Here is a 25,169-nt window from a genome sequence, read left to right as displayed (position 1 = left end):
TTTAGAATCCAGTGAATCAAAAAGTCCTTCAGGGCGAAAATTATTTAATCCATTCAAAGTTACTATTACATTTATGATTGAATGATGAAGTTGATTTTATCAAGGCTGTACTAATTAAACTAATAAACTTGTTAATATGTATAATAAATGTGACATAAAATAAAACCACATATATACTTATATAAATTAGGCCAAATATTTTTTTTGAGGTAATAAATTAAAATAAGCTGTTGAAGAATACGATATTTTGTTTTATTCATCCAAAAGACTCATACCATATGTGCTTTGTTTAAAATTAATTTCATCTTGTGGTATTAATCTGCCTCTAATTGAAATTGATTTAGTTTCACCGTTTAACAGATTTTCGGCAGATACAGTCAATTTGTCGCTACTAAATTTGTAATAAATTATTGGTTTACCAACTGGTGTTTTTTTCTTTGTAGTTAATTTCACTTCGTTAGGACTAAAGGTGTTAATGTTGACTTCTAAAACTTCAAATTCTCTGACAGTAGTACCCTTAAAAGACTCAAGTTTGTCAAGCCACTTTAGATTAGATAAAAAATAGTTCTCACTATATTTTTCTTTAACTATTACAATATACTCTACTTTAAGCTTGCCAGTATCAGGGTCGGTATCCTGAACTTTAAATATAAAACCATCTACAATCTCTATATTAATGTCTTCATAAGGGTAAACTTGTAATAAATCCTTTGAATCATTTTGAGAATAAGAAAAACCGCCAGATAATAATAAACAAAAGAAAATTGTATAAAAAATTGGTTTCATAGTACTGAGTGTTTTAAAGAAACATTTTTCGAAATGTTTTATAAATATACGAAGAGTATATAGTTTTTAAATATTTTAAATTTTTAGCATTACTACCTTTAGGTCTTTCGGTCCAGTCAAATATGATTTTGCCTTATTTGGGTTAGGTGTATTTGAAGGTTTTTAACCCTTACTCATCTGTTTTACCCAGTGCTTAACTTGAAACTGATTCTGAATTATTTTTTTTGCTGCAGATGGGTTGCTGGCTTTGGCTGAAACATCTACAGCACTTCCTAGGCCAGAGATTCGGATTTTTCCTTTGTAAGTTTTCATCTTATTTTTAAAATTAATTATTATTCATTGCTTTTTTAACACGTTGTGCCACTCCAAGACTGACACCACCTAATGCCGCTGCTCTTCTTAAAGATTCACCATTACTTAGCTCATTGGCCACCTTTTTATACTTATTTAAGAACTCTTCAGTGGTCATTCTGGAGCCATATAAACGGCCTTTATAAACGCCATTGGCCTTGGCTATCTCAATGCCCTGTCTTTGTCTTTCAAGCATATTATCCCGTTCCATTTCACTAACATTCCCCAAAACCGATACAATCATCTTAAAGATTGGGTTCTGTTTTCCATCAACCATTGAATACATTCCTATGTTCTCAACATATAGATTCACACCTTTTTGAGTAAAGAATTCACACACGGTCAAAATATCTAATATGCTTCTTCCGATTCTATCTATGGATATTACATGAATCTCCTTAATTTTTCCTGAATTTATGTCTTCAACCAGTTTCTTTCCCTGTGGTCTGTCAAAAAATGATATGGCCCCACTTATTTTATCAACATAAACTTTGTTGAACTCTGATTCATTTTTTTCTTGTCTGGAAGTATTTTGTTCTAATGTTGAAACTCTAACGTACTTAACTTTCATAATTACTTATCTATATTACAAATATAGTGTATTTATTTAGGGTGGCAAAATAATACACCTGAAAACCAGGCATTTAACTCATTTAGGTGTAACTATTTCAAGCATGCTTGGAATAATACACTTGATGTATATACAAACAGTTTATATTACTGGAAGTTGGTCACCAGTTAACGGACAGATGGGACCCATGTCTATACACGGGTGCTTCTAATTTCATGAAGACGGTGGATACGGGGATGAGGTTCTAGAATTCTTGAAAATATAAGTAATGATAACGCACCCCTCCCACTGAAATGTCAAAAATTGTATAAAAACCGCACTTATAACAAAGTATACACTACGACTTGCGTGCCATAGTAAGGTCTGAACGGTACAGTTAAATAAAGTTTATTGATTATTAGAACAATTTATACAGGTCTGACATATTTATATTTAAAGAATAGTTATGAGTAGACTTCCAAAAACTGAACAGACTGACGTCCTTGTTGTAAGGATTTCACCAACATTAAAACAAAAGTTATTTGAATTGGCTAAACGAAACAAATCAAAGTATGGTGGCAGCGCATCATCCGCCATTAGATACCTGATAGAATCAGCAGTGAAATACCATTAATTAAGCTCACAAACTATATTGTGAGCTTAATTACATACATTTTGCTAAATATTGATATCGTAACTAATGGTTGTGACCAGAATGGTCATTACCTTTTTCTTTTCCTGATTGATTCATAGCCATTTCATGGTCGTACTGGCAACAACCTGGTAAACCTTTATAGGCCTCTTCACTACCAGCTACTTTTTCTGTATCGTAACCTGAAGCTGCTATTGCTTTGTGAATTGCCATCACATCAGTTTTAGAATCATCAAAAGTTACATCAATTTTCTTTTTATCCACGTCCCAAGCTACTTTTGCAACACCATCTACACCATTGGCTGCTTTTTCAATAGTCTTTTTACACATACCACAATTTCCTCTTACCCCAAAAGATAAATCGGTCATTGCCATTTCATGTGCTACTTCGGTTATTGCATCTGTTTTTTGTTTCGTCTCATTTTTACAGCTTGTTAAACTGATAGCAGCAATTACAGCTACACTTAAAATTACTTTTTTCATTGTTTTAAATATTTGTTGTTACTCTATTATTTGCTTTACTTCTCCACAGGTAAGCATGGCTTCTCCAAAATATGGATTGATTACTTTTTCTTCTTTGCTCAACCAATAAGCCCCATTATTGCTATCTGCCATTGGACAAAATTGATAGTAAACCTTTTCGTTTATACCGAATAGCTGAAGAGCTTTAGCCAAATGTGATGACAAATGCTTAAAATGATTTCTTTGCCCTTTAATATCTGAAGAGCTTGAAATAGAATTAGCTGAAGTTTTTAATTCTTTTGCCAAGGTCATCCAATGGCTATGTCCTTTATCGGTTAATAATTTCATGTCTATCTTACCTAAATCGGACAAGAACTCTTTTGCTGATTCGGCACCTTTTTTATAATCCTCGTTTACTAGGGCTTTCTTTAATTTGATATAGTCATTAAATACTACCTTTAAATGATTTTGAAAATCTTCTGACACTTCCATTCTTTCATTCATTTCGGAATGACTCTCTTTTGCACTTGAAGGGTTTGCCCCCATACCAAGATGTCCTTCATGACCAGTCATTACCTTGCCACCTTCTTTATTCATCATGGATTTCTTGCCTTGTAATTGGGCAGCAGCATCAACTGTAAACGTACCATTGGTTACAATTTCATCCCCATCATTAACACCTTCTAATACTTGGTAGTTTTCTCCAATCCTGTTACCAAGAGTTACTTCTTGTAATTCAAATATGGGTTCGTTAGGATTCCTCTTTAGATACACTACAGAACGTTTTCCTGTCCACAATACAGCACTTGAAGGAATAACAAGTGTTTGTTCAGTAATCGCATTAACGGGTTCTATATTGCCCTCTACAAACATACCTGGCTTGAATAAATCCGTTTTGTTCTCTAATACCGTTCTTAATTTCATAGTCCTAGTTTTTACATCAAGGGTTGGGTCTATAAAAGATACTTTTGTTTTAAAGGTTTTATTTGGATAGGCATTAGTTTTAATTGAAATTTCCTGCCCTTCCTTAAACAAGTCTATTTGATTTTCGTAGACATCAAAATTTGCCCAAACTGTGTTTAGGTTTGCAATTTTTAATAAAGGTTGACCTTGCTTGATATACTCGCCTTGTTCTACTAATTTTTTAGATACCGTACCAGATACAGTAGCATAAACAGAAAAGTTCTCATTTACTTTGCCAGATGCTTCAATCTTATTTATTTGCGTGTCTGATAGCTTCCAAAGTTTTAGTTTATTACGAACCGCCTTATATAGTTCTGGTTGCGAATCTTTTAAAGAAGATGCTGTAATAAGTTCTTGTTGGGCAGCAAATAATTCTGGAGAATAAATAGTTGCTAATAGTTGCCCCTTTCTTACTTTTTCTCCTGTATAACTAACGTTTAGTTTTTCTATTCTACCAGAGAAGTAACTGACTTGGACTACATTTGATTCTTCATTTTCAACTATTTTCCCTGATAGTTTTATCGTATTCCCTTCTACTTTACTATGACCTACAACAGATGTTTGAATGTTAGCCAATGCCATTGCATTTTTGGTCAGTTTAAATTGGTCTGCCGTTAACCCACCAGCTCCACTTTCGGCTGGAATTAAATCCATACCACATATTGGACAATCTCCTGGTTCTGGTTGCATAATTTGCGGATGCATAGAACAAGTCCACATTTGATTGCTTTCTACTGATTCACTGTGATTATGTGAAGTTTCTTCATTAGAAGAATTGCCAAATAGCAACCATCCCAATAGTAGCCCTATAGCTAATACTCCGATATAAATTACATATTTTTTCATATTCATTTGTTTTTTCGTTTTGATAATTTTCTGATTGATGGAGAACTTGTAAACCATAATAAAAAGCCACTCAAAACAGTAATTAATCCTAAAAGAGAAAATACTCTTAAAACTACTGTGTTAAAATTGTCTCTACCTTCATAATCCATCGTATGGGTCATCCATAAAAAATCAAACCAACGCCAACTTTGATGTCTAACCGTTTGAAATCTTCCATCTTTAATAGAAACATAGGCTTTTAAGGATTCATCCGATTTATACGATATAACGTAAGCGGGTAACAACCTCTCTCTATATTCGTGATGCTTACCAACTTCATTGATTTGTTCAATAGTTTCTACTTCCAAATCACTTTTCATGTGGTTTTTAGCTATATATAAAGCCTCATCTTTTGTGATGTAATTTTTTGGGTTGCCATCAATGGCATTATATAGTTGATTGTTATTTATCCAATAAAATGGTGTGTTACCAATGTCTCGTAACTCAATAGTTTTTAAACCACCTGAAACAATTAGTTGTGCTGGACTAATAAGGTTATTGAATGATTTCGGTTGATATTCTAATTTTTTAAATTGGTCTCCATGAATATCATCAATATTTGTCCAACTAAAATATAAGCCACTTGTTGTCCATAGTAAAAACTGGATACCTAAAAACAAACCCAAATAGCGATGCGTTTTTCTAATTTTTAATGCCGTGTGTCTGTTTACCATAGTTTAAATATTAATTGTCCTAAGTCTTAATGCGTTTGCTATTACAGAAACCGAACTAAAACTCATAGCTAAAGCCGCAATCATTGGGGAGAGTAACAGCCCAAATATTGGGTATAAAACACCTGCTGCTATTGGCACCCCTAATACGTTATAAACAAAAGCAAAAAACAGGTTCTGTTTTATGTTTTTGACTACACCGTGACTTAACTTTTTAGCTTTTACGATGCCCTGTAAGTCTCCTTTTACTAATGTAATTGTTGCACTTTCTATAGCAACATCTGTTCCTGTTCCCATAGCAATACCAACATCCGATTGTGCTAAAGCTGGCGCATCATTAATTCCATCTCCAGCCATAGCTACTATTTTTCCTTGCGATTGCAGTAGTTCAATTTCTTTGAGTTTATCTTCTGGAAGACATTCGGCTTTATAGTGTTTTAGATTTAACTGGTTCGCTACAGCTTTAGCTGTGTTTTTGTTGTCCCCAGTAAGCATTATAACATCAACACCATTGTTTTGAAGTGCTGAAATAGCCTTTTGACTTGTAGTTTTAATGGCATCGAAAATAGTAACATAGCCTACCGCCTTATTATTTACTGTAATGTATGAAACTGTTTTACCTTGTTCTTGTTCAACCAAAACTTTGCTTGCCAAACTTTCAGGAATGACTATAGTAAATTGTTCTAACAATTTTGCATTACCTAAAGCAACCTTCACATTTCCAACTGTACCTATAACTCCCTTTCCTGCTACTGCTTGAAAATCCTTTACTTTAGTAATAGAAGCCTTTTTTGATTTACCATAATTTACGATGGCTTCTGCTAAAGGATGTTCGCTATATTGGTTCAATGATGTTATGTGTTCTATCAAAACTGTTTCCTCTACAGCATCCGTTCCTATAACCTTTTCAACTGATGGTTTTCCTTCGGTTATTGTTCCTGTTTTATCTACAATTAAAGTATCAACCTTATTCATTTTTTCTAAGGCTTCCGCATTCTTAATCAATACTCCAGATTCCGCACCTCTTCCAACGCCAACCATAACAGACATTGGTGTAGCCAAACCTAAAGCACAAGGACAGGCAATAATCAATACTGCAATAGCATTGACAAAAGCAAAAACATAAGCTGGTTCTGGACCAAATACAGCCCAAACTATAAATGTTATTACAGAAACAATTAATACTATCGGAACAAAATATTTAGAGATTCTATCAGCTAACTTTTGAATGGGTGCTTTTGAGCGACTTGCATTATTAACCATGTGAATAATTTGAGACAGCAAGGTTTCTGCACCAACCTTTTCGGCTTTCATTACAAATGATTTTGTACCATTGATTGTTCCAGAACTCACTTTATCATCTACATTTTTATCTACAGGAATAGGCTCTCCTGTAATCATAGATTCATCTATACTACTATGCCCTTCTACAATACTACCATCAACAGGAATTTTTTCTCCTGGTTTTACACGTAATAAATTGCCTTGCTCAATTTTATCAATGGCAATTATTTTATCCTCTCCATCACTTACCAAGGTTACTGTTGAAGGCACTAATTTTAATAATTCCTTTATCGCTCCACTTGTTTGGCTATGTGCTTTAGCTTCTAATAATTGCCCCAATAAGACTAATGTGAGAATTACAGTTGTAGCTTCAAAATACACAAATACATTACCGTCAGCAGTTTTAAAATCTTGCGGAAATATATCAGGAAACAACATAGCAAATACACTAAACACCCACGCTATACCAGACCCAATGCCTATAAGTGTAAACATATTTAGGTTTATCGTTTTTATAGAGGTCCAAGCACGTTCAAAAAACATCCAAGTCGCATAAAACACTACTGGAATTGATAAAACAAATTGAATCCAGTTCCATGTCTTTTGTTCTAATATTGTGTATAACGGATTGCTATTAACCATTTCAGACATAGCGATTAAAAAAATAGGCACAGTAAAAGCTACGGCAACCCAAAACTTTTTTAATAGTTTCTTATAGGTTTTATCTTCTTCTGAAGTATCAGCTTCCAATGGCACTAAATCCATCCCACAGATAGGACAAGAACCAGCTTCATCTTTAATAATTTCAGAATGCATAGGGCATGTAAATTGAACACTCGAAGGGACTATACTTCTTTCTTCTACCAAGTCCATTCCACACACAGGGCAATTTCCTGCTTTCTCATAGGTTTTATCTCCTTCACAATGCATAGGACAGTAAAAAGTACCTGTGCCTTTCCCTTTTGGAGCTTCTTCTTTCTTTAATTCCTTATGATGATGTTCTCCTATATTATGTATGCTATATCTGTCACTATCTTTCTTTAAAACTTCCTGAAAAGTTTCTAAAGAAATATGCAATTCCATTTCAATAGTCGCTTCTGATTTTTCTAAATCGACTATTGCACTTGAAACACCTTCCACTTTTGAAAGTGTTTCCTCTACATGACTTCGACAACCGTTACAGGTCATTCCGTGTATGTGATAAGTATGTTTCATTTTTTATAAATTTTAGAATTAACTCCCAAAACTATATTTACTTTAAAATTGTTGTTTTTCTAATTATGATTAATTTTTATACAATTTTGTCCAATTCTCTTCTATTCCAATTTTGCAACTTTTTGTATTGTGACATTGATATACCAGTTACAGATTTAAACTGCTTAGCTAAATGGCTACTATTATTATAATTGAGGCTATAAGCTATTTCGGAAAAGTTTAAATGATTTATTTGAATATGTTCTTTTACTTTTTCAATTTTTAAATTGATAAGGTATTTTTCAAGCGTCATCCCTTCTGACTTACTAAAGTATCTGCTCAACATAGAATAACTCTTCCCCAATTCTTTTGGTAATTCAGAAAGTATATTCTCAACATCATTTTTCTTCAACTTTTGAATCATCGATATTTTAATTTTTTCTATTAATACTTCTGATGCTTTATTAATAAGCTCAAAACCTTCAGCCTTCAACGATTCTTCGAGCTTTATAAAATCAATTTCTTTCTCTCCTTTAACAACCACTTTTCCTAGTTCAATGGATTCAACTTCATAGCCTTCACTTTTAAATTGTTGTTCAATAATTGTTTTACAACGATTACAAACCATATTCTTTATACTTAGTGTATGCTTCATAATTATTCCGTCAAATAGTTAATAACAGTTGATTGCACATAATAGCTCTTCACAGATTCTATCTGATTAATTTGAAACTTTAATTGTAACTCTTGGATGTCTAAAACATCGTTAAAATTAATCGTTCCAGTTTCATAACTCTTTATTAAAATTTCTTCTGCGTCTTTTGCCTGTTTTAAGTTTTTAGCTTGTGTATCATAACTAATCCGTGAAGCAATTCTGTTGTTAATTGCTTTAGACAAAGCTGTCTCTAAAATGTTTTCCCTTTCCTGTTTCTGAAATGTAATCTCCTTCAGCTTTAATTTATTTTGCTTGGTTTGCGACTTGTTTTTCTTATTGAAAATTGGAATTGAAAGTGATACCATTGGCATTACAATATCTTTCCCATTATCACTAAAATTCATATTGGGTCGTTCTGAAACCGAAACGTAATCTAAACCAAAGGCAATCATTGGCTGACTATCTTTTTGATTTAATAGCTCGGATTGTTCCACAGATTGAAACAACTTATCATACTTTGTCAATTCAGGATGCAATGCTAAATCCGCTGACTCATTTAGAGCTTCATTTAACGGTATTATCAATTCGCTTACTAAATCAATTTCAACAGATTTTTCTCTATTTAAAAGCTTATTGAATGTTGTCTGTTCTGCTAAATATAATTGCGCTAATACTTGCTTAGATTGTTCCAGCTCATTCTGCCTCATTTGCAATCGTAATACATCGACAGCTGAAGCTTTGCCAACTTCTAGAGACGATAAAGCCAACGTTTCATAAGTTTTGAGTAGAGCTATATTCTCATCGAAAACCCCTTGTTTTGCTTTAAGCGCATAAAGATTATAATAAGACTGCGATACAGAGGCTACTAATTTTCGTTTTGCTATGGTAATATCTTCATATTTAGCATCAGCTAAAGAGCTAAAATAATTCTCTCTGGCGGTAATAGAACCAAACCAAGGCATCATTTGTTTCGCAGAAATCTTAAACCGTTGTGCGCCAGTTCTCGTTTCAGGTTCACTTACAAAATAACCCACTCCAAATTCGGTGTTTGGTATAGTATTGACCTCGTTAACCTTTTCTGAAGCTATACTATATTGCAATTCAAACTTCTGGATTTCTGGATTATTCGCTAAGGCTTCATTGATTAATATTTCCAACTGTTGCGCATTGGAATTATTAAACACCATTAAACCAAGAAGTATAAAAACTAATCTTTTCATTTTTCTACTTTTTTTAGTTGTAACTCTGCTTTCCAACTGTATAAAACTGGAACAACAAATAGTGTAATCAAGGCAATGAGCATACCTCCGAAACTTGGAATTGCCATTGGAATCATAATATCACTACCACGACCTGTTGAAGTCAATACTGGCAACAACGCCAATATGGTAGTTGCTGTGGTCATTAAGCAAGGTCTAATACGCTTTTCTCCAGCTTCTACTACAGAGGCTCTTATAGATTTTTTGTTTGTTGGCTTGTTTCTATCAAATATTTGAGTAAGATATGTAGCCATTACAACGCCATCATCTGTAGCTATACCGAATAGGGCTATAAAACCAACCCAAACGGCTACACTCAGATTAATAGGATGCATCTGGAACAAATCTCTTAGGTTTTCTCCAAAGAAATTGAAGTTTAAAAACCAGTTTTGACCATATAACCAAATCATGATAAAACCACCTGCAAAGGCAACAGCTATACCTGTAAATACCATAAAAGATGTAGCGACTGAACGGAACTGAAAATATAGAATTAAGAAAATAATAATCAGTGCTAAAGGCACTACAACCGACAAGGTTTTTTCTGCTCGTAATTGATTTTCATAAGTTCCTGTAAACTGGTAGTTAATTCCTTTTGGAACTACTAATTCTCCTGAATCAATTTTCTGTTGAATAAGTGTTTGGGCATTTTCAACAACATTTACTTCAGCATATCCATCTAATTTATCGAAAAGCACATAGCCTACTAAAAAGGTATCTTCGCTCTTAATGACTTGCGCCCCTTGTTCATAACGAATGGTTGCCAATTCACTCAACGGAACAGGACTTCCTTTTTCTACTGGAACATAAATATTTTCCAAATCCGTAGGATTACCTCGTAGTTCTCTGGGATACCGTACCCTAACACCGTAACGTTCTCTACCTTCAACAGTTTGTGTTAGCACCATACCTCCAACAGCTACTTTTAAAACATTTTGAACATCCTCAATAGAAATACCATAACGTACTATCTTTTCTCTATCTATATCAATTAACAAGTATGGCTTACCAACAATTCTATCAGCAAATACAGCTTCAACTTTAACACCTTCTGCTTGCTTTAAAATATCCTCCAACTGAACACCAAAAGCTTCAATCTCCTTTAAATCTTGTCCTTTCACTTTAATACCCATTGGAGCACGCATACCTGTTTGTAACATAACCAAACGTGTTTCTATGGGTTGTAATTTAGGGGCTGACGTAACACCTGGTAATTTGGTAACACGAACAATCTCTTTCCAAATGTCATTTGGATTTTTTATTTCTGGTCTCCAGTTTCTATAAAATTCTCCGCTATTATCTTCAATTAATTGTTCTCTAACTATATCAGAATTAAGTGGAATGTTTTCAGATATGTTATTAGGATTTCCTATAAAACTTCCATCCTTCAACTCAAAATAACCTTCTTCATTAACCTTGTAGCGTTGGCGTTCTCCATGTAGATTTAACATGTATTCAGGTTTATATTGAATCACATTTTCATACATAGATAAAGGAGCTGGGTCCAAGGCTGATTCTGTCCGTCCAGCTTTCCCAACTACCGTTTTAATCTCTGGAATATTAGCCACAGCCATATCTAATTGTTGTAGCACTCGTTTATTTTCTTCCACACCAGAATGTGGCATCGAAGTTGGCATTAAAAGAAAAGACCCCTCATTTAACGATGGCATAAATTCTTTTCCTGTATTTTTCATTATAAAGAAGCCTCCAATAACAATAAGTGTAGGAATGGATAGAAACAAAGCTTTATTAGCTAAAGCCCATTGCAAAATGCGAGTATAATACCTTCTAAATAATGTGAAGCCTCCTAATAAGCCAAAACATATTAAGCCCACAAAAATGAGATTCCAAAAAATACTCTTATCAACGCCTAAAGGTCTCCAATATTCAGCAAGAAGGAAGATGATTGTTACTGCTGAAATAACAATATTTATAAGGTTCGTTCTTTTTTCTAAAAGTTGTCCATTAGATTTTAATAGGGCTGTAATGCCAAATGCTATCAATATAAGACCGAGCCAATATCCAGAGATTATTGTTATAATACCTATTATAATTAAAAGCCCATTCACTACATAACTAAATGTTTTTTTTATATTTTTCTTTCTAAATAGAAATGCCGCAAATGGGGGTATCAAGAATAAGGCAACTATTATGGAAGCGGTTAAAGCAAAGGTTTTTGTAAAAGCCAATGGTCTAAACAATTTTCCTTCCGCACCTATCATTGTAAACACAGGAATAAAACTTATAATAGTGGTCATTACTGCGGTTACAATAGCCCCTGAAACTTCAGCAGTTGCATTATAAACCACAGTATTTATTGGTAGATTATTTTTATTTTCATCTAAGTGTCTTATTATATTTTCTGAAAGAATAACACCAACATCTACCATCGTACCAATAGCAATAGCAATACCTGATAAGGCTACAATGTTTGCATCAACTCCAAAGAGTTTCATAGCTATAAACACCATGAGAACAGCAACAGGTAATAAACCAGAAATAAGAACTGAAGCTCGTAAATTGAACACCATAATAATGATGACCAAAATTGTTATCAATATCTCTAAAGTTAAAGCTTCATTAAGTGTCCCTAACGTTTCTTGAATCAATTCTGTTCGGTCATAAAAAGGTACAATAGTAAGTTGAGACGTTCTTCCATCACTCAATACTTTTGATGGTAACCCAGAACTTAACTCACTTATTTTTTCTTTTACATTTGTGATGACTTCCATTGGGTTTGCTCCATAACGAGCCACAACCACTCCTCCTACAACTTCAGCACCTTCTTTATCTAAAACCCCTCGTCTTGTTGCAGCTCCTAAAGACACATTTCCTATATCCTTAATTCTGATTGCTGTATAGTCTTCCGAGGTTACAACAGCATTTTCAATATCTGCAATGGATTTTATATAGCCTAAACCTCTAACCAAATATTCTGCTTGATTAATCTCTAAGGTTTGTGCTCCAATATCATTATTACTTTCTTTAACCGCCTTTACAATATGATGTAAACCAATATTGTATTGCCGCATGAGTTCTGGATTAACATCTACTTGATATTCTTGAACATATCCGCCTATCGAGGCAACTTCTGAAACACCACTTGCTGATGACAGAGCATACTTTACATAGTAATCTTGAATGCTCCGTAATTCATGTAAATCCCATCCTCCTGTTACATTTCCTTTTTCATCACGTCCTTCGAGGGTATACCAAAATATTTGACCTAAACCAGTTGCATCTGGACCCAAAGCTGGATTTACACCTTCTGTAAGTAACCCACTTGGTAACGAGTTTAGTTTTTCAAGAATCCGACTTCGACTCCAATAAAATTCTACATCTTCTTCAAAAATGATATAGATACTAGAAAAACCAAACATAGAAGAACTACGAATCGTTTTTACTCCTGGTATTCCTAATAATGAAGTGGTCAACGGGTAGGTAATTTGGTCTTCAATATCTTGTGGAGAACGCCCATCCCATTTAGTAAAAACTATTTGTTGATTTTCACCAATATCTGGTATGGCATCAACAGCCACAGGGTTACTTGGCAAAAAGCCAACATCCCAATTAAATGGAGCGTTTACAGTTCCCCATCCGATAAAAAGAACGAGCAATAAAACAGCTACAAGTTTGTTTTCTATTAAAAATTTTATGCTTTTATTTAGCATTGCATATGATTATTAAACAGTTAGACATTGGCCTTAGGAAAACACCGAATACAACAAATTATCCTTATAGCATGCACTATAGGATAAATAGTCTATTGTTTAAAAATCAAATTAAATAGGTCTCGTCAATCTTGTAGATACGCCTTATGACGAGTGGCGGTTTGTATTCTTCGTAAGAAGACACATTATTATCTAAACCTTCAAAAAGGTTAATATAAGTAGATATAAATGAAGCTATAAATACTTGTTGGTCTAAAGTTAATTTATCAAAAGATATTTTTAACTCATCCTGACCTTCAATAGTAATTTGTACATCTGTACAACAATTCTTTTTTGTAACAGCACAATCAGTACTTGAAGGATTTTGCATTTCCATACCACAACCTTTTGCTTTATGGAATATGGCAGTCTCAACCAAAGTATCTCCACAATAATGCATATCTATTGTAAACGACATTGTAGAAAATAAGACTACAAAAGCCATTAAAAATGATGCTATTTTATGGGATACTTGTTTCATCTGTACCACAAAGGTATTAAATTATAATACTTCTAAATAAGTTTAACATAAAATTTAGATAATTGAGGTTAATAATTGTACTACTTCGATAACCATCTACTTTTGCTTTAATTCTGTTAATAACCATGTAATTTCGTTAAGAACTCTCTGAAAAACACTTGTCAAATGGATATTTTTTTGCTTTTTTTGATTAAACGATTTTCTAAATGTCATAAAATAAAATGACTTTCCGCTTCGGCTAGACTATTTATTTATGAAGGAGTCACTAAGGACTCTCGTTAATAGATATGAAATTACCACATGAAAACCGTGACTGGAGGCTTAATATTCCATTAGAAAAATTGTCCGTTAACCAAAGGAAAGAATCTTTAATATTATTATTCTTTCTAAACCTTCACAAAGAAGAAATTAGGGCTTTTAACGAGCTTAAAATTAAATGGATTGACACAGTATATAAGTTGCCAAAAACCTCATCTGAGAGCTATGATACGATAAAAAATGGAAGGTACGTGGTCTTGAAGAGAATGAAGGAATTATTTAATAAGTACATGGTCAAACCTTAGACCTAAATTAAGGTTATAAAACTTGGATATGATGCTGCTTTAAAACAAATTCATACAGCACCATATCCATGGTCCCTAGGTTTCTAGGGCTTTCAATAAGTCTTGTTTAATAAGAGATTTTTATAGTAATCTGAACAAGACATGAAGAGTGCCGACTCTACTATATAAATAGTTAAAAAAAATAAAGAAGACTACTTGATTCGGTATTCGATTAATTTTTTATTAATCATGTTAAATTATTACAAATGCGTTACAAGCTCTAGTAACGTACTTGGGTCAATAAGTACTCAAGATTTTTTGAGCAAAATCCAATATGGAGACAATTACTTAAATCTAATTAAAGAAGCTAGAGAAGTCCATCATTGTGATACTCTTAGGTATAAAGCCATTAAAAGGAATTCTTTGCCATGTTATACCTTAAACTTCACCTTTAGAAACATAAGAAGAGATAAGAATATAATTGGCCCAACAGGCTATATTTACCTAGATATTGATGAAGATATAAATATTAATTTTAATCATCCTCTGCTGCATGCCTCTTGGCTATCTCTTTCTGGAAAAGGACGTGGAGCCTTGGTTAAGGTATATGGACTTACACAAGATAACTTTAGTCATAACTACAATCTTATATCCAACGAACTTGGAATTGAAAGCGACAATGGTGCAAGAAAGAAAGGTCAAGTTAATGTCTTGTCATACGACCCTAATCTATTCTTTAACGATAATTCAGATTATTGGGGATGCCAAACAAATTATGAAAAAAGACCCCATTTCAGTAAAAATATCACCCCCACCATTATTACTACTGAAATGGGTACAAAATCACCTCAAGATATCAGGTATCATAATTTAAATGATTTACTACCAAAAATAGATTTTGATGGTGAAGATGTACATGACCTAAAAGAGAAACTATACTATAGCAAAGTTAAACTGCCATACAATCAGATTGAAGAGAATTATAGAAATTCAATACTATCATCCATCGCATATCAAATTAGAGCATTAAACCAGCATATCGAATCTAGTCTTTTATTAATGCTTATGCTTAATATCAATAATAAGGTGTGTTCAGCACCTCTTGAAAACTACGAAATAGAGGTTATGGTTACATCCATAATGAAGAATGACCCCAAAGACCTTAAACCTGTTATTAACGCCTCAAGAAGATTTATATACAACAAAGACTATTGTTTCACCACAACTCAGAAAAGACAAATAATCATTAATGCTATGGCCGCTGACAAGGTCAAGAAAAGCAAATTAAAGATTGAAAAGGCCATTAAGGAATGGGACTTTCTAGAAGATGGTAAAATAACCATAAGGTCTTTATCAAAAGTTGCTGGAATGAACAAAAAGACGGTTCAGAAATATTACCACTTGTACAAGTCAGAGATTCAATTATTAAATAACACATACTACAAAAAGAAATAAAATGATACTATCAGATAAATTATTAAAATCAAAAGACCTGACACCAACTCAGAAGTTCGTTCTAGGTTTAATACTGAGTGAAAACCTAGTGGTTATGCAATTCGGTGGTGGCTATCTAAAAACCTGTAGTGAGATAGGCAAAGAAATTGGTCTGTCCAGAGCCAAAGTCAAAACCGCATTGAGCGATTTAGTTAAACAAGGTTATGTTATCACCGAGTATGGAACTGCCTGGAGAAAGACGAACTTAACGGATAAAGGTAGTGAATATGCACCAATATAAATCACTTTACAATAGGTCTATTTTCTCTATTTTCCTTAATCTTAAATGAACCTACTATAAATTGAAAAAATTCAAGGAATTCACAAAACAGTGTTCTTTTTGTGTTCCTTGAATTTTTTAAAACACTCATAAACAAATACTTAAAAGTTTAATTAGTCGGGATAACAGGATTTGAACCTGCGACCACACGACCCCCAGCCGTGTACGCTAACCGGACTGCGCCACATCCCGAATTGATTTCAAAGAAAAGATATTTCTAAATAATTACAAAACGCAAAAAAGCCAAAGCAATTCACTTTGGCCTTTGAAATTATAAGCTTATTTTATTTTTTAGTTATACGTAGATGTTGAAACTTCAAATGTAGAATCCTTAGCAGCAAGATAACGTTCTGCATCTAAAGCAGCCATACATCCAGTTCCAGCAGCAGTAACAGCTTGTCTATAAACATGGTCCGCAGCGTCACCAGACACAAAAACACCTTCAATATTTGTTTTAGATGTTCCTGGTACATTAATAATGTATCCAGTTTCATCTAAGTCTAAGAATCCTTTAAAAATATCGGTATTTGGTTTATGTCCAATAGCTACGAAAAAGCCTGTCGCCGGTATTTCGTGTTTTTCATTTGTACGATTATTAAAAACTCGCACACCCGTTACTACCTGTCCATCTCCTAAAACCTCATCAGTTTCGGTATTGAATAAAATTTCGATGTTGGAGGTATTCTTTACTCTAGCCGCCATAATTTTAGAAGCTCTAAATTCATCTCGTCTAACTAACATGGTTACTTTTGTACACAATTTGGACAAATAATGTGCCTCCTCGCAAGCTGAATCTCCAGCTCCAACTATAACCACTTCTTGGTTTCTATAAAAGAATCCATCACAAACAGCACATGCCGAAACACCCCCGCCTAATTTTAAATATTTTTGTTCAGAGTCCAACCCTAAATATTTAGCTGAAGCTCCAGTTGAAATAATAATGGTATCAGCGTGGATTTCCTTAGTTTCATTTACCCATACTTTATGAACTTCTTCTGAAAAATCAACTTTAGTAATCCAACCATCACGAACATCAGTTTCAAAGCGCTGCGCTTGTGCCTGCAATTGCATCATCATTTCTGGTCCTGTAACACCATCTGGATAACCTGGAAAATTTTCGACCTCATTTGTTGTCGTTAATTGTCCCCCAGGTTGCGTGCCTTGGTATAAAACAGGTTTCATATTGGCTCTTGCAGCATATATTGCTGCGGTATAACCCGCTGGTCCCGATCCGATAATTAAACATTTTACTTTTTCTATATTCTCTGCCATAATTAATTCTATTTGTAAAGCAAAAGTAGAATTTTTGATAGAAAACTTACATATAAGTTATTAACAGTTTTTATGCAATAATAACTTACTCTTATTAGGTATGTGTTTTTTTTGTAACTTGTAATAATCATTTTATTAATCCTTCAATTAGAACACTATGAAAAATTCACTATTACTCATTATTATCGTTTTATTTTTTTCATGCAAAGACAATCCAAAAAATAATTTGGAAGAGAGTTCAGTATTAGACATGGCGGAAAACAAAGTCAATACACTGGAAGGTGCATGGAAACTTGTAAGTTATTTGAATTATGGTGAAGATGGAACCGCAGACACCATTCTTTCGTCGAAAACAAATAAACAAATAAAAATGTATTCTGCTTCTAAAGTCATGTGGAGTAGAACTCGTATTTCTGACTCAATTGATTGGTTTGCTTTTGGTGATTATAATGTTAAAGATGGTCAGCTTACGGAGATTTTAGATTATGGGTCTAAATCAATGAATCAGGTGATAAAAGAAAAAACTGAATTTATATTTAATGTTAAAATAGGAGAAAATGAATTTAGTCAGATTGAAATTGATAGTTTAGGTCATCCTATTTTTGCCGAAAACTATATACGTCTTGAATAAAAATTAATTCTGTAAATAAAGAAAGCCTTTCAAATGAAAGGCTTTCTTGTCGGTGTGTCAGGATTAATTAGACTCTATTAGTCACATATACATTATAGTTATTATCTTTTAATCAATTAATGTTCGCCGAAAAGTACATTAACGTCAAAAGAACTATTTAAACAAACTGCATTACTTATAGTATACTAAATAATCAAAAACTGTTCTATAAATTCAAATTTAGTTGCTACCATTAAAAAACTTAGGCTTAATTACCAACATAGCCCATGCCCAGTTTTGTCCACTTGCAGCAGCATCTTCAGTAATTCCCTTCAATTCATACATACCATCGCTAGCAAACATTTGAGAATAACCAGCAACTAAAGCGTACCCTTTAAACTTCTTTTTAAATACAATATCTATTTCTGTTCCCAAAGCACTCTCACCACTTGGTAAATCTTGCTCTCCACTAAAATTTAAAGCTTTAACCATTAAGCTAGAGGTTTCGCTTAATTTAAAATTAGCACTTACATGGATATCTACTAATCCAACTGAATTAGCATGGTTACCTACATAGAAATAATCCATAAATCCATTAAATTTATGGTTAGTGCCGTACAATGGAAAAAACGCTCCTGTTTCTCCTACTCCACCATCATTGCCACTAATAATTTCAATACCTGCGCCTAAACCAACTTTCGGAGATGCTTTATACGTGAAATCTAGCCCTAATAAATGTGCCCCTTTAACATCCACTTCCCCCTGGCGTTTTCCTGTTTGAATAAAGGCGTTAAGTGCAGCACCGAAACTTCCTTTTTTATAATATAAATGTGTTCCTAATGTTTGTAAATTACTAACACCATCAGCAGCACTAGCATCATCAAATTCTTGAAAACCATTGTTCATTAATAATAAACTTCCAGAAAAACTTTCCCAAGATTGCTTTAAATAAGCATACTGCATGGTTTTATAAGAAAAGAAGCCTGTAGTATTATAAGCAGTTCCAGAACTCACAAAGCCTGTTGGATTAGAATAATCCTGATTAAATACTAAAGCTATATCTAAAATAAATTTATCTTTTTTATATTTAATCAATCCAGCATCATGGTTTCGTCCTTGTTGTGCCCAGTCTAAACCACCAAGTATACGTTGATCGTCATAGGATAAAACTTGACGACCTAATTTAGTTGACCATCCAGAACCGAAATTAATTTCAGCCCATGCTTGAAATATAGCAAAAGAGTTATTTTGATCATAAGGCAAAATCTGTCTATTTTCACCCCAAACCATAACGTCTTGTATACTTAAATAAAATTTATATGCTTCTGTTTTATAACCTGCATTTAATCTTGCTCTAGTAGAAATACCAAATCCAGCATCGGCATCATCTGCTATTAAACTTCCAAATCCGTTGCGGTATTCTGCTCTTGGTCTAAATTCACCATCTAAAGTAAATTGCGCTTGTGCAAATTGAAATATCAATGCCATCAAGCCTATTAAAATGTATTGCTTTCTCATGTTTCCTTGTTTTTAAGTTTTAATTCTGTTTTTGAGTTATTATTAATTTCTGTTTCTGTTTCTGTATAGTTATAGTTATCCTAAGATTTAGAAAACAAAGTGTTTCAAAATCTGATTAATAACCAATAGTGTTTTAGTTGCTTTTCTTTAATTAGTGTTCTAAAAAGTCAATTAAATGCTTTCTGTATTTATAATAATCATCGTGTTCTAAAACCGATTTACGAGTTCTGGGTCTTTCAAATTTAATATCTAATACATCGCCAATTTTAGCTTTTGGTCCGCTAGTCATCATTACCACTCTATCTGCAAGAAAAATAGCCTCATCAACATCGTGAGTAATCATTACTGCAGTAATTTTTTCTTTGTTCCAGATTTCAATTAAGATATCTTGTAGTTCTCCTCTAGTTAAAGAATCCAACATCCCAAAAGGCTCATCAAGTAATAGCACTTTCGGCTTAATAGCAAACGCTCTTGCAATACCCACTCTTTGTTGCATCCCTTGAGACAATTCTGATGCTTTTTTATTAAACGCATCCTCTAATCCTACTTTCTGCAAATAATACTTAGCAATATCATTTCGTTGGGTTTTGGTAGCATGCGGAAAGACTTTATTAACACCTAACATGACATTTTGAAGCGATGTCATCCAAGGCATTAAACTTGGTGATTGAAAAATGACACCTCTATCAGGTCCGGGACCTTTAATAAACTTACCTAAAACCGATATATTCCCCCCCGATATTGGATTTAACCCAGCTATCATAGAAAGCATGGTGGTTTTACCACAACCTGAATGTCCAATAATGGTGACAAATTCCTCTTTTCGAATTTGTAGATTTAAATCTTCAAGAACTACATAATCCCCTTTTGGTGTTGGATATACTTTCTTAAGATTTTTCAAATCCAACATCACGTCATTTGAAGGAAAAAGGCCATTATTAGCAACGCTAATTGTTGTTTTGTTTTCTATTATAGTATTCATGTCATCCCCTTATTTAAACTGATTAACAAAATCTTTCGGACTCAAATCTGGAAGTACAAATTCCGCTTTAGCTTCAGATTTTCTTTCGTTTCCAATATCCATTAAGTATTCAATAATGGCATTTCTAGTTTTCTTAAAATTTGGATTATCATTCATTTCTGTTTTATCTCGAGGACGCTCAAGATCAATTTTAAACTCAGGCCCCAAGGTAGCATTTGGTCCTGGCCGTAAAGGAATAATACGATCTGCCATATAAATACCTTCATCAACATCATTCGTTATTAATAAAGCTGTGCGCTTATCTTTACCCCAAATATTTAAAATTTCATCTTGAAGGTTTCCACGCGTTAACGCATCTAAAGCCCCAAGAGGTTCATCCATAATAATCATCTCGGGTTTCATAGCTAGTGCTCTTGCAACCGCGACACGCTGGCGCATTCCTCCAGATAATTCTTTAGGACGTTTATTAATAGCAGGTGTTAAACTCACCATCTCAACATAATCTGCGACAATAGTATTTAACTCCTTTTTACTCATTTTCGGAAAGGCTTCCTTAACTGCCATAAAAATATTCTGTCCAACTGTCAACCATGGCAACAATGAATAATTCTGAAAAATCACCCCGCGCTCATGACTCGTCCCCTGCACAGGTTTTCCTTTAAACAATACGGCTCCTTTTGTTGGCTCCAACAAACCATTAATCAAGTTTACCAAAGTCGTTTTACCACTTCCTGTAAATCCAACAATTGCAACAAATTCACCTTCCTCAATCGATAAATTAATATTCGAAAGTACCTCGGTTTCATTTTCACCTTGTCCATAAGTTTTATAAATGTTATTTAATTCTAAGTATGCCATTTTGAAAATGTTTAATCGTTTAATTGTTTATACTTACTCATTCGCTTAATTTCTTCTTAACGAATCCACATGTAAACAAATCAACTTTTTTATGCTCGTTACCATGAGGGTCGGGCTTTCCGCTACAATCCCTAACGCAAAATTAAATGGCGTCTGTTTTATCAAAAGACACCCAATTCTGTATCGTTAACATCAATCTGTCTAATAAAAAACCTATCATACCAATTACAAACATGGCAACAATAATTTTTGCATTCGAGTCGTTGGCACCATTTTGGAATTCCTCCCAAACAAACAAACCTAAACCTGGGCTCTGGGCTAATAATTCAATAGCGATAAGCACCATCCACGCTACCGATAAGGTGATTTTCAAACCTGTAAATATTAATGGTAAAGATGATGGTAACACGACTTTAAATATTTTCTGAAAGTTCCCAAGCTTTAACACTTTAGCAACATTAATAAAATCTTTATCTACACTCGATACACCCATTGCTGTATTAACTAAAGTAGCCCACATAGAACATAAACCAACACTAATAAACGAGATAGTAAAAGAGCTATCTTCATTAGAATCTATTAGTAATGTTTTCACAATCATAAACACCAATAAATACCAAACCACTGGAGATACGGGTTTAAAAATTTGAATAAACCAATTAAACGAACTTTTTAAAGTCGGACTCAATCCTATAAATATGCCTAGTGGTACAGCAATAAATAATGCTAATAAAAATCCAGCAAACACAGTTTTTAAACTTCTAAATATTTGATCAACAAATGAAGGTCTTCCCGTATACGTAATAGCATCTTTACCTTCTGCAATACGCTTTTCATTCAAAGCAGCAGTTTTATCTATAAATGCAGCTTTATCAGCACTAATAATGTTATGATCTCTTAATAATGATTTATAAGAGCCCCAAACCTGAATAGGTGATGGTAATGTATTTGGTTGGCAACTAGAATCTCCCGATGCAATACATGTACGTAGTGCATCGGCAGCTTCTCGTCCTTGATCATTAAGTGCCTTTTCTATTTTAAATTCTGCTTCTATGTTGTACAAAGATTTTGCACCCATATGCCACAGGCCAATAAATAATAGAATAGAAGCAAGCGGTACAACTACTTTACGTAGAAAACTCTTTAAATCTTCCTTTTCCAGTTTTCCAGTAAATAGGCCTTTTAATGTGCTTAAAAATCCTAACCCTATAAATTGAGTTACTTTTCCCAATGATATACTTTGCTTCATCTTCTTTTCTTTATTAATTTATTTTACTCCTTACTGTACAGCTTTATCCTTGTTACCAATTTTAAAACTGTTGATATATCCAATAGGATTTTTAGCATCGTAAGATGTTCCATCAATAAAATCAGCAGTAGCAGGCTTGTAGCCATCTGTTGTTGGAATATCACCAACTGGAATATGTCCTTCTTCTACTAAAAGTTTTGCGGCTTTAGTCCAGATATCTGGTCTGTAAATATCTTTAATTGTATTAGGATACCAATCTGCTGCCTTAGCTTCTGGAATTTGTCCCCATCTTCTCATTTGGGTTAAGAACCAAATACCATCAGAATAGAAAGGATACGTTGCATTGTACTTATAGAACACGTTAAAATCAGGCATATCGCGCTTATCTCCTTTTTCAAATTCGAAAGTACCAGTCATAGAATTCGCTAACACTTCTTCTGGCGCTCCAACATATTGAGACATCGATAATATTTTCACTGCCTCTGCTCTATTGCTTGGTTCATCCAACCATTTACCAGCTCTAATTAATGCTTTCGTTACTGCTATTGATGTGTTAGGATAATCTTCAACAAATTTCTTCGTCATTACAAACACTTTTTCTGGATTGTTTTTCCAAATATCATAATTGGTTACTACTGGCACTCCTATACCTTTAAAAACAGCTTGCTGATTCCAAGGTTCACCAACACAATATCCATAAATAGTTCCTGCTTCAAGAGTAGCTGGCATTTGTGGTGGAGGTGTTACAGATAATAAAACTTCTGCATCAATTTGTCCTTGTACGTTATCGGCAGTATACATTCCTGGGTGAATTCCAGCCGCAGCTAACCAGTATCTAATTTCGTAGTTATGTGTAGAAACCGGGAATACCATACCCATTTTAAAAGCTTTTCCAGAGTTTTTATATTCTGTAATTACTGGCTTTAAAGCCTCTGCTTTAATGGGATGAATTGGCTTACCATCTGCATCTTTTGGTACATTTGGTTTCATTTTAGACCAAACATCATTAGATACTGTAATACCATTTCCATTTAAATCCATCGAGAATGGTGTCACTAAATCTGCTTGTCTTCCAAAACCAGCTCCAGCAGCAATTGGCTGACCTGCTAACATATGCGATCCATCTAATTGACCATCAATAACACGATCTAATACGTTTTTCCAATTGGACTGTGCTTCAACAGAAACAAATAATCCCTCATCTTCAAAGAACCCTTTTTCTTTTGCTATGGCCAAAGGCGCCATATCAGTTAACTTGATAAAACCAAAAGTCAATTGTGGTTTCTCAATATCTAATGTTTTAGTTTTTGTTGTTTCGACAACCGCAACTTCGGCAACATCTTTCTTTTTGTCTTTACCACCGCAAGCAAATAGTAATACTGCAACCGGTAAAATCCAATTTGTTTTTTTGATTAGAGATTTCATTTTTTGTTGTTTTTAAATTAATCTAAGTATTAATACTTATTTATGACAAATATATAAGTAGATTACATTCTATTTCATGATTATTACCATGTAAAAACCTCTTTTTAAACATAAAAAAACCTGTTAAAAAACAGGTTATAAAATTATTACTATGATTTTCAATAAGTTAAACAAATACGTAGACTACAAATACCTCTAAGTAAATTATAAAACGTAATAAATAATTGAAATTAATTTCAAAAAAAATTTAAAAATCTAAGCGTCTAAGAAGTAATTATGTTCGCTTATTTCATTTTTAAGTAATTGAACATCAGTAATAGATATTTTTTTTCCTCTAGCGGAAACAAGTCCTTCTTTCTTTAGACTTGAAAAAACCCGAATCACTTGCTCTTCAGTAGTACCAGCATAATCCGCATATTCTTTTCTGCTTAAAGGCAGATTAATGTAGTTATTTAAAATACCGAATTTTCTATGAATATATAATAAAGAATCCACCACACGCTCACGAACAGTCATTTGAGAAATAGACTTTACTTTATTCTCGCTTCTGTTAAGTTCATTAGCATAAAACAACATCATATCGTAAGCAAACTTAGAGTTTTCAAGCAGTGTGTCTTGTAAATCTTCTTTTGAAAAATAACATAAAACAGAATCTTGTAACGCAATTGCACCAATAGAGTAATACTCTTCAGTACCAAAACCGCGATGCCCAATAATTTCACCTTCCTTTGCAAAACGAACAATTTGTTCACGACCATTAATCCCTGTTCTAAATACTTTCACAGTGCCTTTTAAAATAAAAAACAAGCCATTAACTGGAGCTCCTTCAATGATAAATTGCTGTCCTTTTTTACATTTAATATTGTTTTTATTATTAATGAATTGGGAATCTTTAAAATTACTTAAGTTTCTATTTATCAAACAGTTTTTATTCTCGCACATACTACATGATGTTTCAGCAACGCTATACTTTCTGTCTATTGTAGAATCTATATTTTGATTTATTATTGGCAAATTTTATATCTTAAAATTAAAA

The 25,169-nt window shown here is 33.4% G+C and carries 21 protein-coding genes and 1 tRNA gene; 3 read left to right on the top strand and 19 right to left on the bottom strand.

Annotated features, from left to right (window positions below; genetic code table 11):
• Positions 1-252 precede the first annotated feature (252 nt).
• The 11 genes from AC2D6V_RS08605 to AC2D6V_RS08555 all read right to left on the bottom strand — a co-directional run bounded on the left by AC2D6V_RS08605 (position 253) and on the right by AC2D6V_RS08555 (position 13,903).
• Entirely contained in the window at positions 253-786 is a 534-nt protein-coding gene (locus tag AC2D6V_RS08605; RefSeq protein ID WP_484647684.1) for a hypothetical protein, read from the bottom strand.
• 162 nt (positions 787-948) lie between these two features.
• Complete coding sequence (locus AC2D6V_RS08600; RefSeq protein ID WP_484647683.1) at positions 949-1,098, bottom strand: hypothetical protein; 150 nt, start codon at positions 1,096-1,098, stop codon at positions 949-951.
• A 13-nt stretch (positions 1,099-1,111) separates the two neighbouring features.
• A complete protein-coding gene (locus AC2D6V_RS08595; protein ID WP_484647682.1) occupies positions 1,112-1,708 on the bottom strand; it encodes a recombinase family protein in 597 nt (198 codons plus the stop codon).
• Between the two features lie 676 nt (positions 1,709-2,384).
• Positions 2,385-2,822: a heavy-metal-associated domain-containing protein gene (locus AC2D6V_RS08590; RefSeq protein ID WP_484647681.1), complete on the bottom strand. Its 438-nt coding sequence runs from the start codon at positions 2,820-2,822 to the stop codon at positions 2,385-2,387.
• A gap of 18 nt (positions 2,823-2,840) precedes the next feature.
• On the bottom strand, positions 2,841-4,610 hold the full coding sequence (locus tag AC2D6V_RS08585; protein ID WP_484647680.1) for an efflux RND transporter periplasmic adaptor subunit: 1,770 nt from the start codon (positions 4,608-4,610) through the stop codon (positions 2,841-2,843).
• A 2-nt stretch (positions 4,611-4,612) separates the two neighbouring features.
• Entirely contained in the window at positions 4,613-5,323 is a 711-nt protein-coding gene (locus AC2D6V_RS08580) for a PepSY domain-containing protein (protein WP_484647679.1), read from the bottom strand.
• Between the two features lie 3 nt (positions 5,324-5,326).
• Positions 5,327-7,819: a heavy metal translocating P-type ATPase gene (locus AC2D6V_RS08575; RefSeq protein ID WP_484647678.1), complete on the bottom strand. Its 2,493-nt coding sequence runs from the start codon at positions 7,817-7,819 to the stop codon at positions 5,327-5,329.
• A 76-nt stretch (positions 7,820-7,895) separates the two neighbouring features.
• Positions 7,896-8,453 (bottom strand): helix-turn-helix domain-containing protein, encoded by a 558-nt coding sequence (locus AC2D6V_RS08570; RefSeq protein WP_484647677.1) that lies wholly within the window; start codon positions 8,451-8,453, stop codon positions 7,896-7,898.
• Positions 8,454-8,455: 2 nt separating this feature from the next.
• Positions 8,456-9,673 carry a TolC family protein gene (locus AC2D6V_RS08565; protein WP_484647676.1) on the bottom strand — a complete coding sequence of 406 codons (1,218 nt, stop codon included), beginning with the start codon at positions 9,671-9,673 and terminating at the stop codon, positions 8,456-8,458.
• Entirely contained in the window at positions 9,670-13,383 is a 3,714-nt protein-coding gene (locus tag AC2D6V_RS08560; protein ID WP_484647674.1) for an efflux RND transporter permease subunit, read from the bottom strand. Before AC2D6V_RS08560 ends, AC2D6V_RS08565 begins: the two co-directional genes overlap by 4 nt.
• Positions 13,384-13,489: 106 nt before the next feature.
• Positions 13,490-13,903, bottom strand: a complete 414-nt coding sequence (locus tag AC2D6V_RS08555) for an HYC_CC_PP family protein (protein ID WP_484647673.1) — start codon at positions 13,901-13,903, stop codon at positions 13,490-13,492.
• 860 nt (positions 13,904-14,763) lie between these two features.
• Here AC2D6V_RS08555 and AC2D6V_RS08550 point away from each other — a divergent pair.
• Positions 14,764-15,900 (top strand): primase C-terminal domain-containing protein, encoded by a 1,137-nt coding sequence (locus AC2D6V_RS08550; protein ID WP_484647672.1) that lies wholly within the window; start codon positions 14,764-14,766, stop codon positions 15,898-15,900.
• Position 15,901: 1 nt separating this feature from the next.
• Positions 15,902-16,180, top strand: a complete 279-nt coding sequence (locus AC2D6V_RS08545) for a hypothetical protein (protein ID WP_484647671.1) — start codon at positions 15,902-15,904, stop codon at positions 16,178-16,180.
• Between the two features lie 156 nt (positions 16,181-16,336).
• Here the strand turns inward: AC2D6V_RS08545 and AC2D6V_RS08540 are convergent.
• A tRNA-Pro gene (locus tag AC2D6V_RS08540) sits at positions 16,337-16,411 on the bottom strand.
• A 99-nt stretch (positions 16,412-16,510) separates the two neighbouring features.
• Positions 16,511-17,491 carry a thioredoxin-disulfide reductase gene (trxB, locus tag AC2D6V_RS08535; protein ID WP_484647670.1) on the bottom strand — a complete coding sequence of 327 codons (981 nt, stop codon included), beginning with the start codon at positions 17,489-17,491 and terminating at the stop codon, positions 16,511-16,513.
• 157 nt (positions 17,492-17,648) lie between these two features.
• On the opposite strand from trxB, the gene AC2D6V_RS08530 reads away from it, so the two are divergent.
• Positions 17,649-18,122, top strand: coding sequence for a hypothetical protein (locus tag AC2D6V_RS08530; RefSeq protein ID WP_484647669.1), 474 nt, complete (start codon positions 17,649-17,651; stop codon positions 18,120-18,122).
• A gap of 219 nt (positions 18,123-18,341) precedes the next feature.
• Here the strand turns inward: AC2D6V_RS08530 and AC2D6V_RS08525 are convergent, their stop codons facing one another.
• From AC2D6V_RS08525 to AC2D6V_RS08500, 6 genes are all read right to left on the bottom strand, one after another.
• The gene (locus tag AC2D6V_RS08525) at positions 18,342-19,619 is read right to left on the bottom strand and encodes an alginate export family protein (protein ID WP_484647668.1); all 1,278 of its coding nucleotides are present in this window, start codon (positions 19,617-19,619) and stop codon (positions 18,342-18,344) included.
• A 151-nt stretch (positions 19,620-19,770) separates the two neighbouring features.
• Positions 19,771-20,601 (bottom strand): ABC transporter ATP-binding protein, encoded by an 831-nt coding sequence (locus AC2D6V_RS08520; protein ID WP_484647667.1) that lies wholly within the window; start codon positions 20,599-20,601, stop codon positions 19,771-19,773.
• Positions 20,602-20,610: 9 nt separating this feature from the next.
• The gene (locus AC2D6V_RS08515) at positions 20,611-21,459 is read right to left on the bottom strand and encodes an ABC transporter ATP-binding protein (RefSeq protein WP_484647666.1); all 849 of its coding nucleotides are present in this window, start codon (positions 21,457-21,459) and stop codon (positions 20,611-20,613) included.
• 142 nt (positions 21,460-21,601) lie between these two features.
• Positions 21,602-22,708: an ABC transporter permease gene (locus AC2D6V_RS08510; protein ID WP_484647665.1), complete on the bottom strand. Its 1,107-nt coding sequence runs from the start codon at positions 22,706-22,708 to the stop codon at positions 21,602-21,604.
• Between the two features lie 30 nt (positions 22,709-22,738).
• Positions 22,739-24,133, bottom strand: coding sequence for a CmpA/NrtA family ABC transporter substrate-binding protein (locus tag AC2D6V_RS08505; RefSeq protein ID WP_484647664.1), 1,395 nt, complete (start codon positions 24,131-24,133; stop codon positions 22,739-22,741).
• A 255-nt stretch (positions 24,134-24,388) separates the two neighbouring features.
• On the bottom strand, positions 24,389-25,147 hold the full coding sequence (locus AC2D6V_RS08500; RefSeq protein ID WP_484647663.1) for a Crp/Fnr family transcriptional regulator: 759 nt from the start codon (positions 25,145-25,147) through the stop codon (positions 24,389-24,391).
• Positions 25,148-25,169: the final 22 nt, after the last annotated feature.

The sequence above is a fragment of the Algibacter sp. YIN40 genome, assembly GCF_057219435.1.
Note: the sequence above shows the minus strand (reverse complement) of the source record. Positions and strands in the feature narration are given on the sequence as shown.

Excerpts from the sequence above, each read along its gene's own strand:
- AC2D6V_RS08605 (WP_484647684.1), bottom strand. The coding sequence starts at position 786 with ATGAAACCAATTTTTTATACAATTTTCTTTTGTTTATTATTATCTGGC.
- AC2D6V_RS08600 (WP_484647683.1), bottom strand. The coding sequence starts at position 1,098 with ATGAAAACTTACAAAGGAAAAATCCGAATCTCTGGCCTAGGAAGTGCT.
- AC2D6V_RS08595 (WP_484647682.1), bottom strand. The coding sequence starts at position 1,708 with ATGAAAGTTAAGTACGTTAGAGTTTCAACATTAGAACAAAATACTTCC.
- AC2D6V_RS08590 (WP_484647681.1), bottom strand. The coding sequence starts at position 2,822 with ATGAAAAAAGTAATTTTAAGTGTAGCTGTAATTGCTGCTATCAGTTTA.
- AC2D6V_RS08585 (WP_484647680.1), bottom strand. The coding sequence starts at position 4,610 with ATGAAAAAATATGTAATTTATATCGGAGTATTAGCTATAGGGCTACTA.
- AC2D6V_RS08580 (WP_484647679.1), bottom strand. The coding sequence starts at position 5,323 with ATGGTAAACAGACACACGGCATTAAAAATTAGAAAAACGCATCGCTAT.
- AC2D6V_RS08575 (WP_484647678.1), bottom strand. The coding sequence starts at position 7,819 with ATGAAACATACTTATCACATACACGGAATGACCTGTAACGGTTGTCGA.
- AC2D6V_RS08570 (WP_484647677.1), bottom strand. The coding sequence starts at position 8,453 with ATGAAGCATACACTAAGTATAAAGAATATGGTTTGTAATCGTTGTAAA.
- AC2D6V_RS08565 (WP_484647676.1), bottom strand. The coding sequence starts at position 9,673 with ATGAAAAGATTAGTTTTTATACTTCTTGGTTTAATGGTGTTTAATAAT.
- AC2D6V_RS08560 (WP_484647674.1), bottom strand. The coding sequence starts at position 13,383 with ATGCTAAATAAAAGCATAAAATTTTTAATAGAAAACAAACTTGTAGCT.
- AC2D6V_RS08555 (WP_484647673.1), bottom strand. The coding sequence starts at position 13,903 with ATGAAACAAGTATCCCATAAAATAGCATCATTTTTAATGGCTTTTGTA.
- AC2D6V_RS08545 (WP_484647671.1), top strand. The coding sequence starts at position 15,902 with ATGATACTATCAGATAAATTATTAAAATCAAAAGACCTGACACCAACT.
- trxB (WP_484647670.1), bottom strand. The coding sequence starts at position 17,491 with ATGGCAGAGAATATAGAAAAAGTAAAATGTTTAATTATCGGATCGGGA.
- AC2D6V_RS08530 (WP_484647669.1), top strand. The coding sequence starts at position 17,649 with ATGAAAAATTCACTATTACTCATTATTATCGTTTTATTTTTTTCATGC.
- AC2D6V_RS08525 (WP_484647668.1), bottom strand. The coding sequence starts at position 19,619 with ATGAGAAAGCAATACATTTTAATAGGCTTGATGGCATTGATATTTCAA.
- AC2D6V_RS08520 (WP_484647667.1), bottom strand. The coding sequence starts at position 20,601 with ATGAATACTATAATAGAAAACAAAACAACAATTAGCGTTGCTAATAAT.
- AC2D6V_RS08515 (WP_484647666.1), bottom strand. The coding sequence starts at position 21,459 with ATGGCATACTTAGAATTAAATAACATTTATAAAACTTATGGACAAGGT.
- AC2D6V_RS08510 (WP_484647665.1), bottom strand. The coding sequence starts at position 22,708 with ATGAAGCAAAGTATATCATTGGGAAAAGTAACTCAATTTATAGGGTTA.
- AC2D6V_RS08505 (WP_484647664.1), bottom strand. The coding sequence starts at position 24,133 with ATGAAATCTCTAATCAAAAAAACAAATTGGATTTTACCGGTTGCAGTA.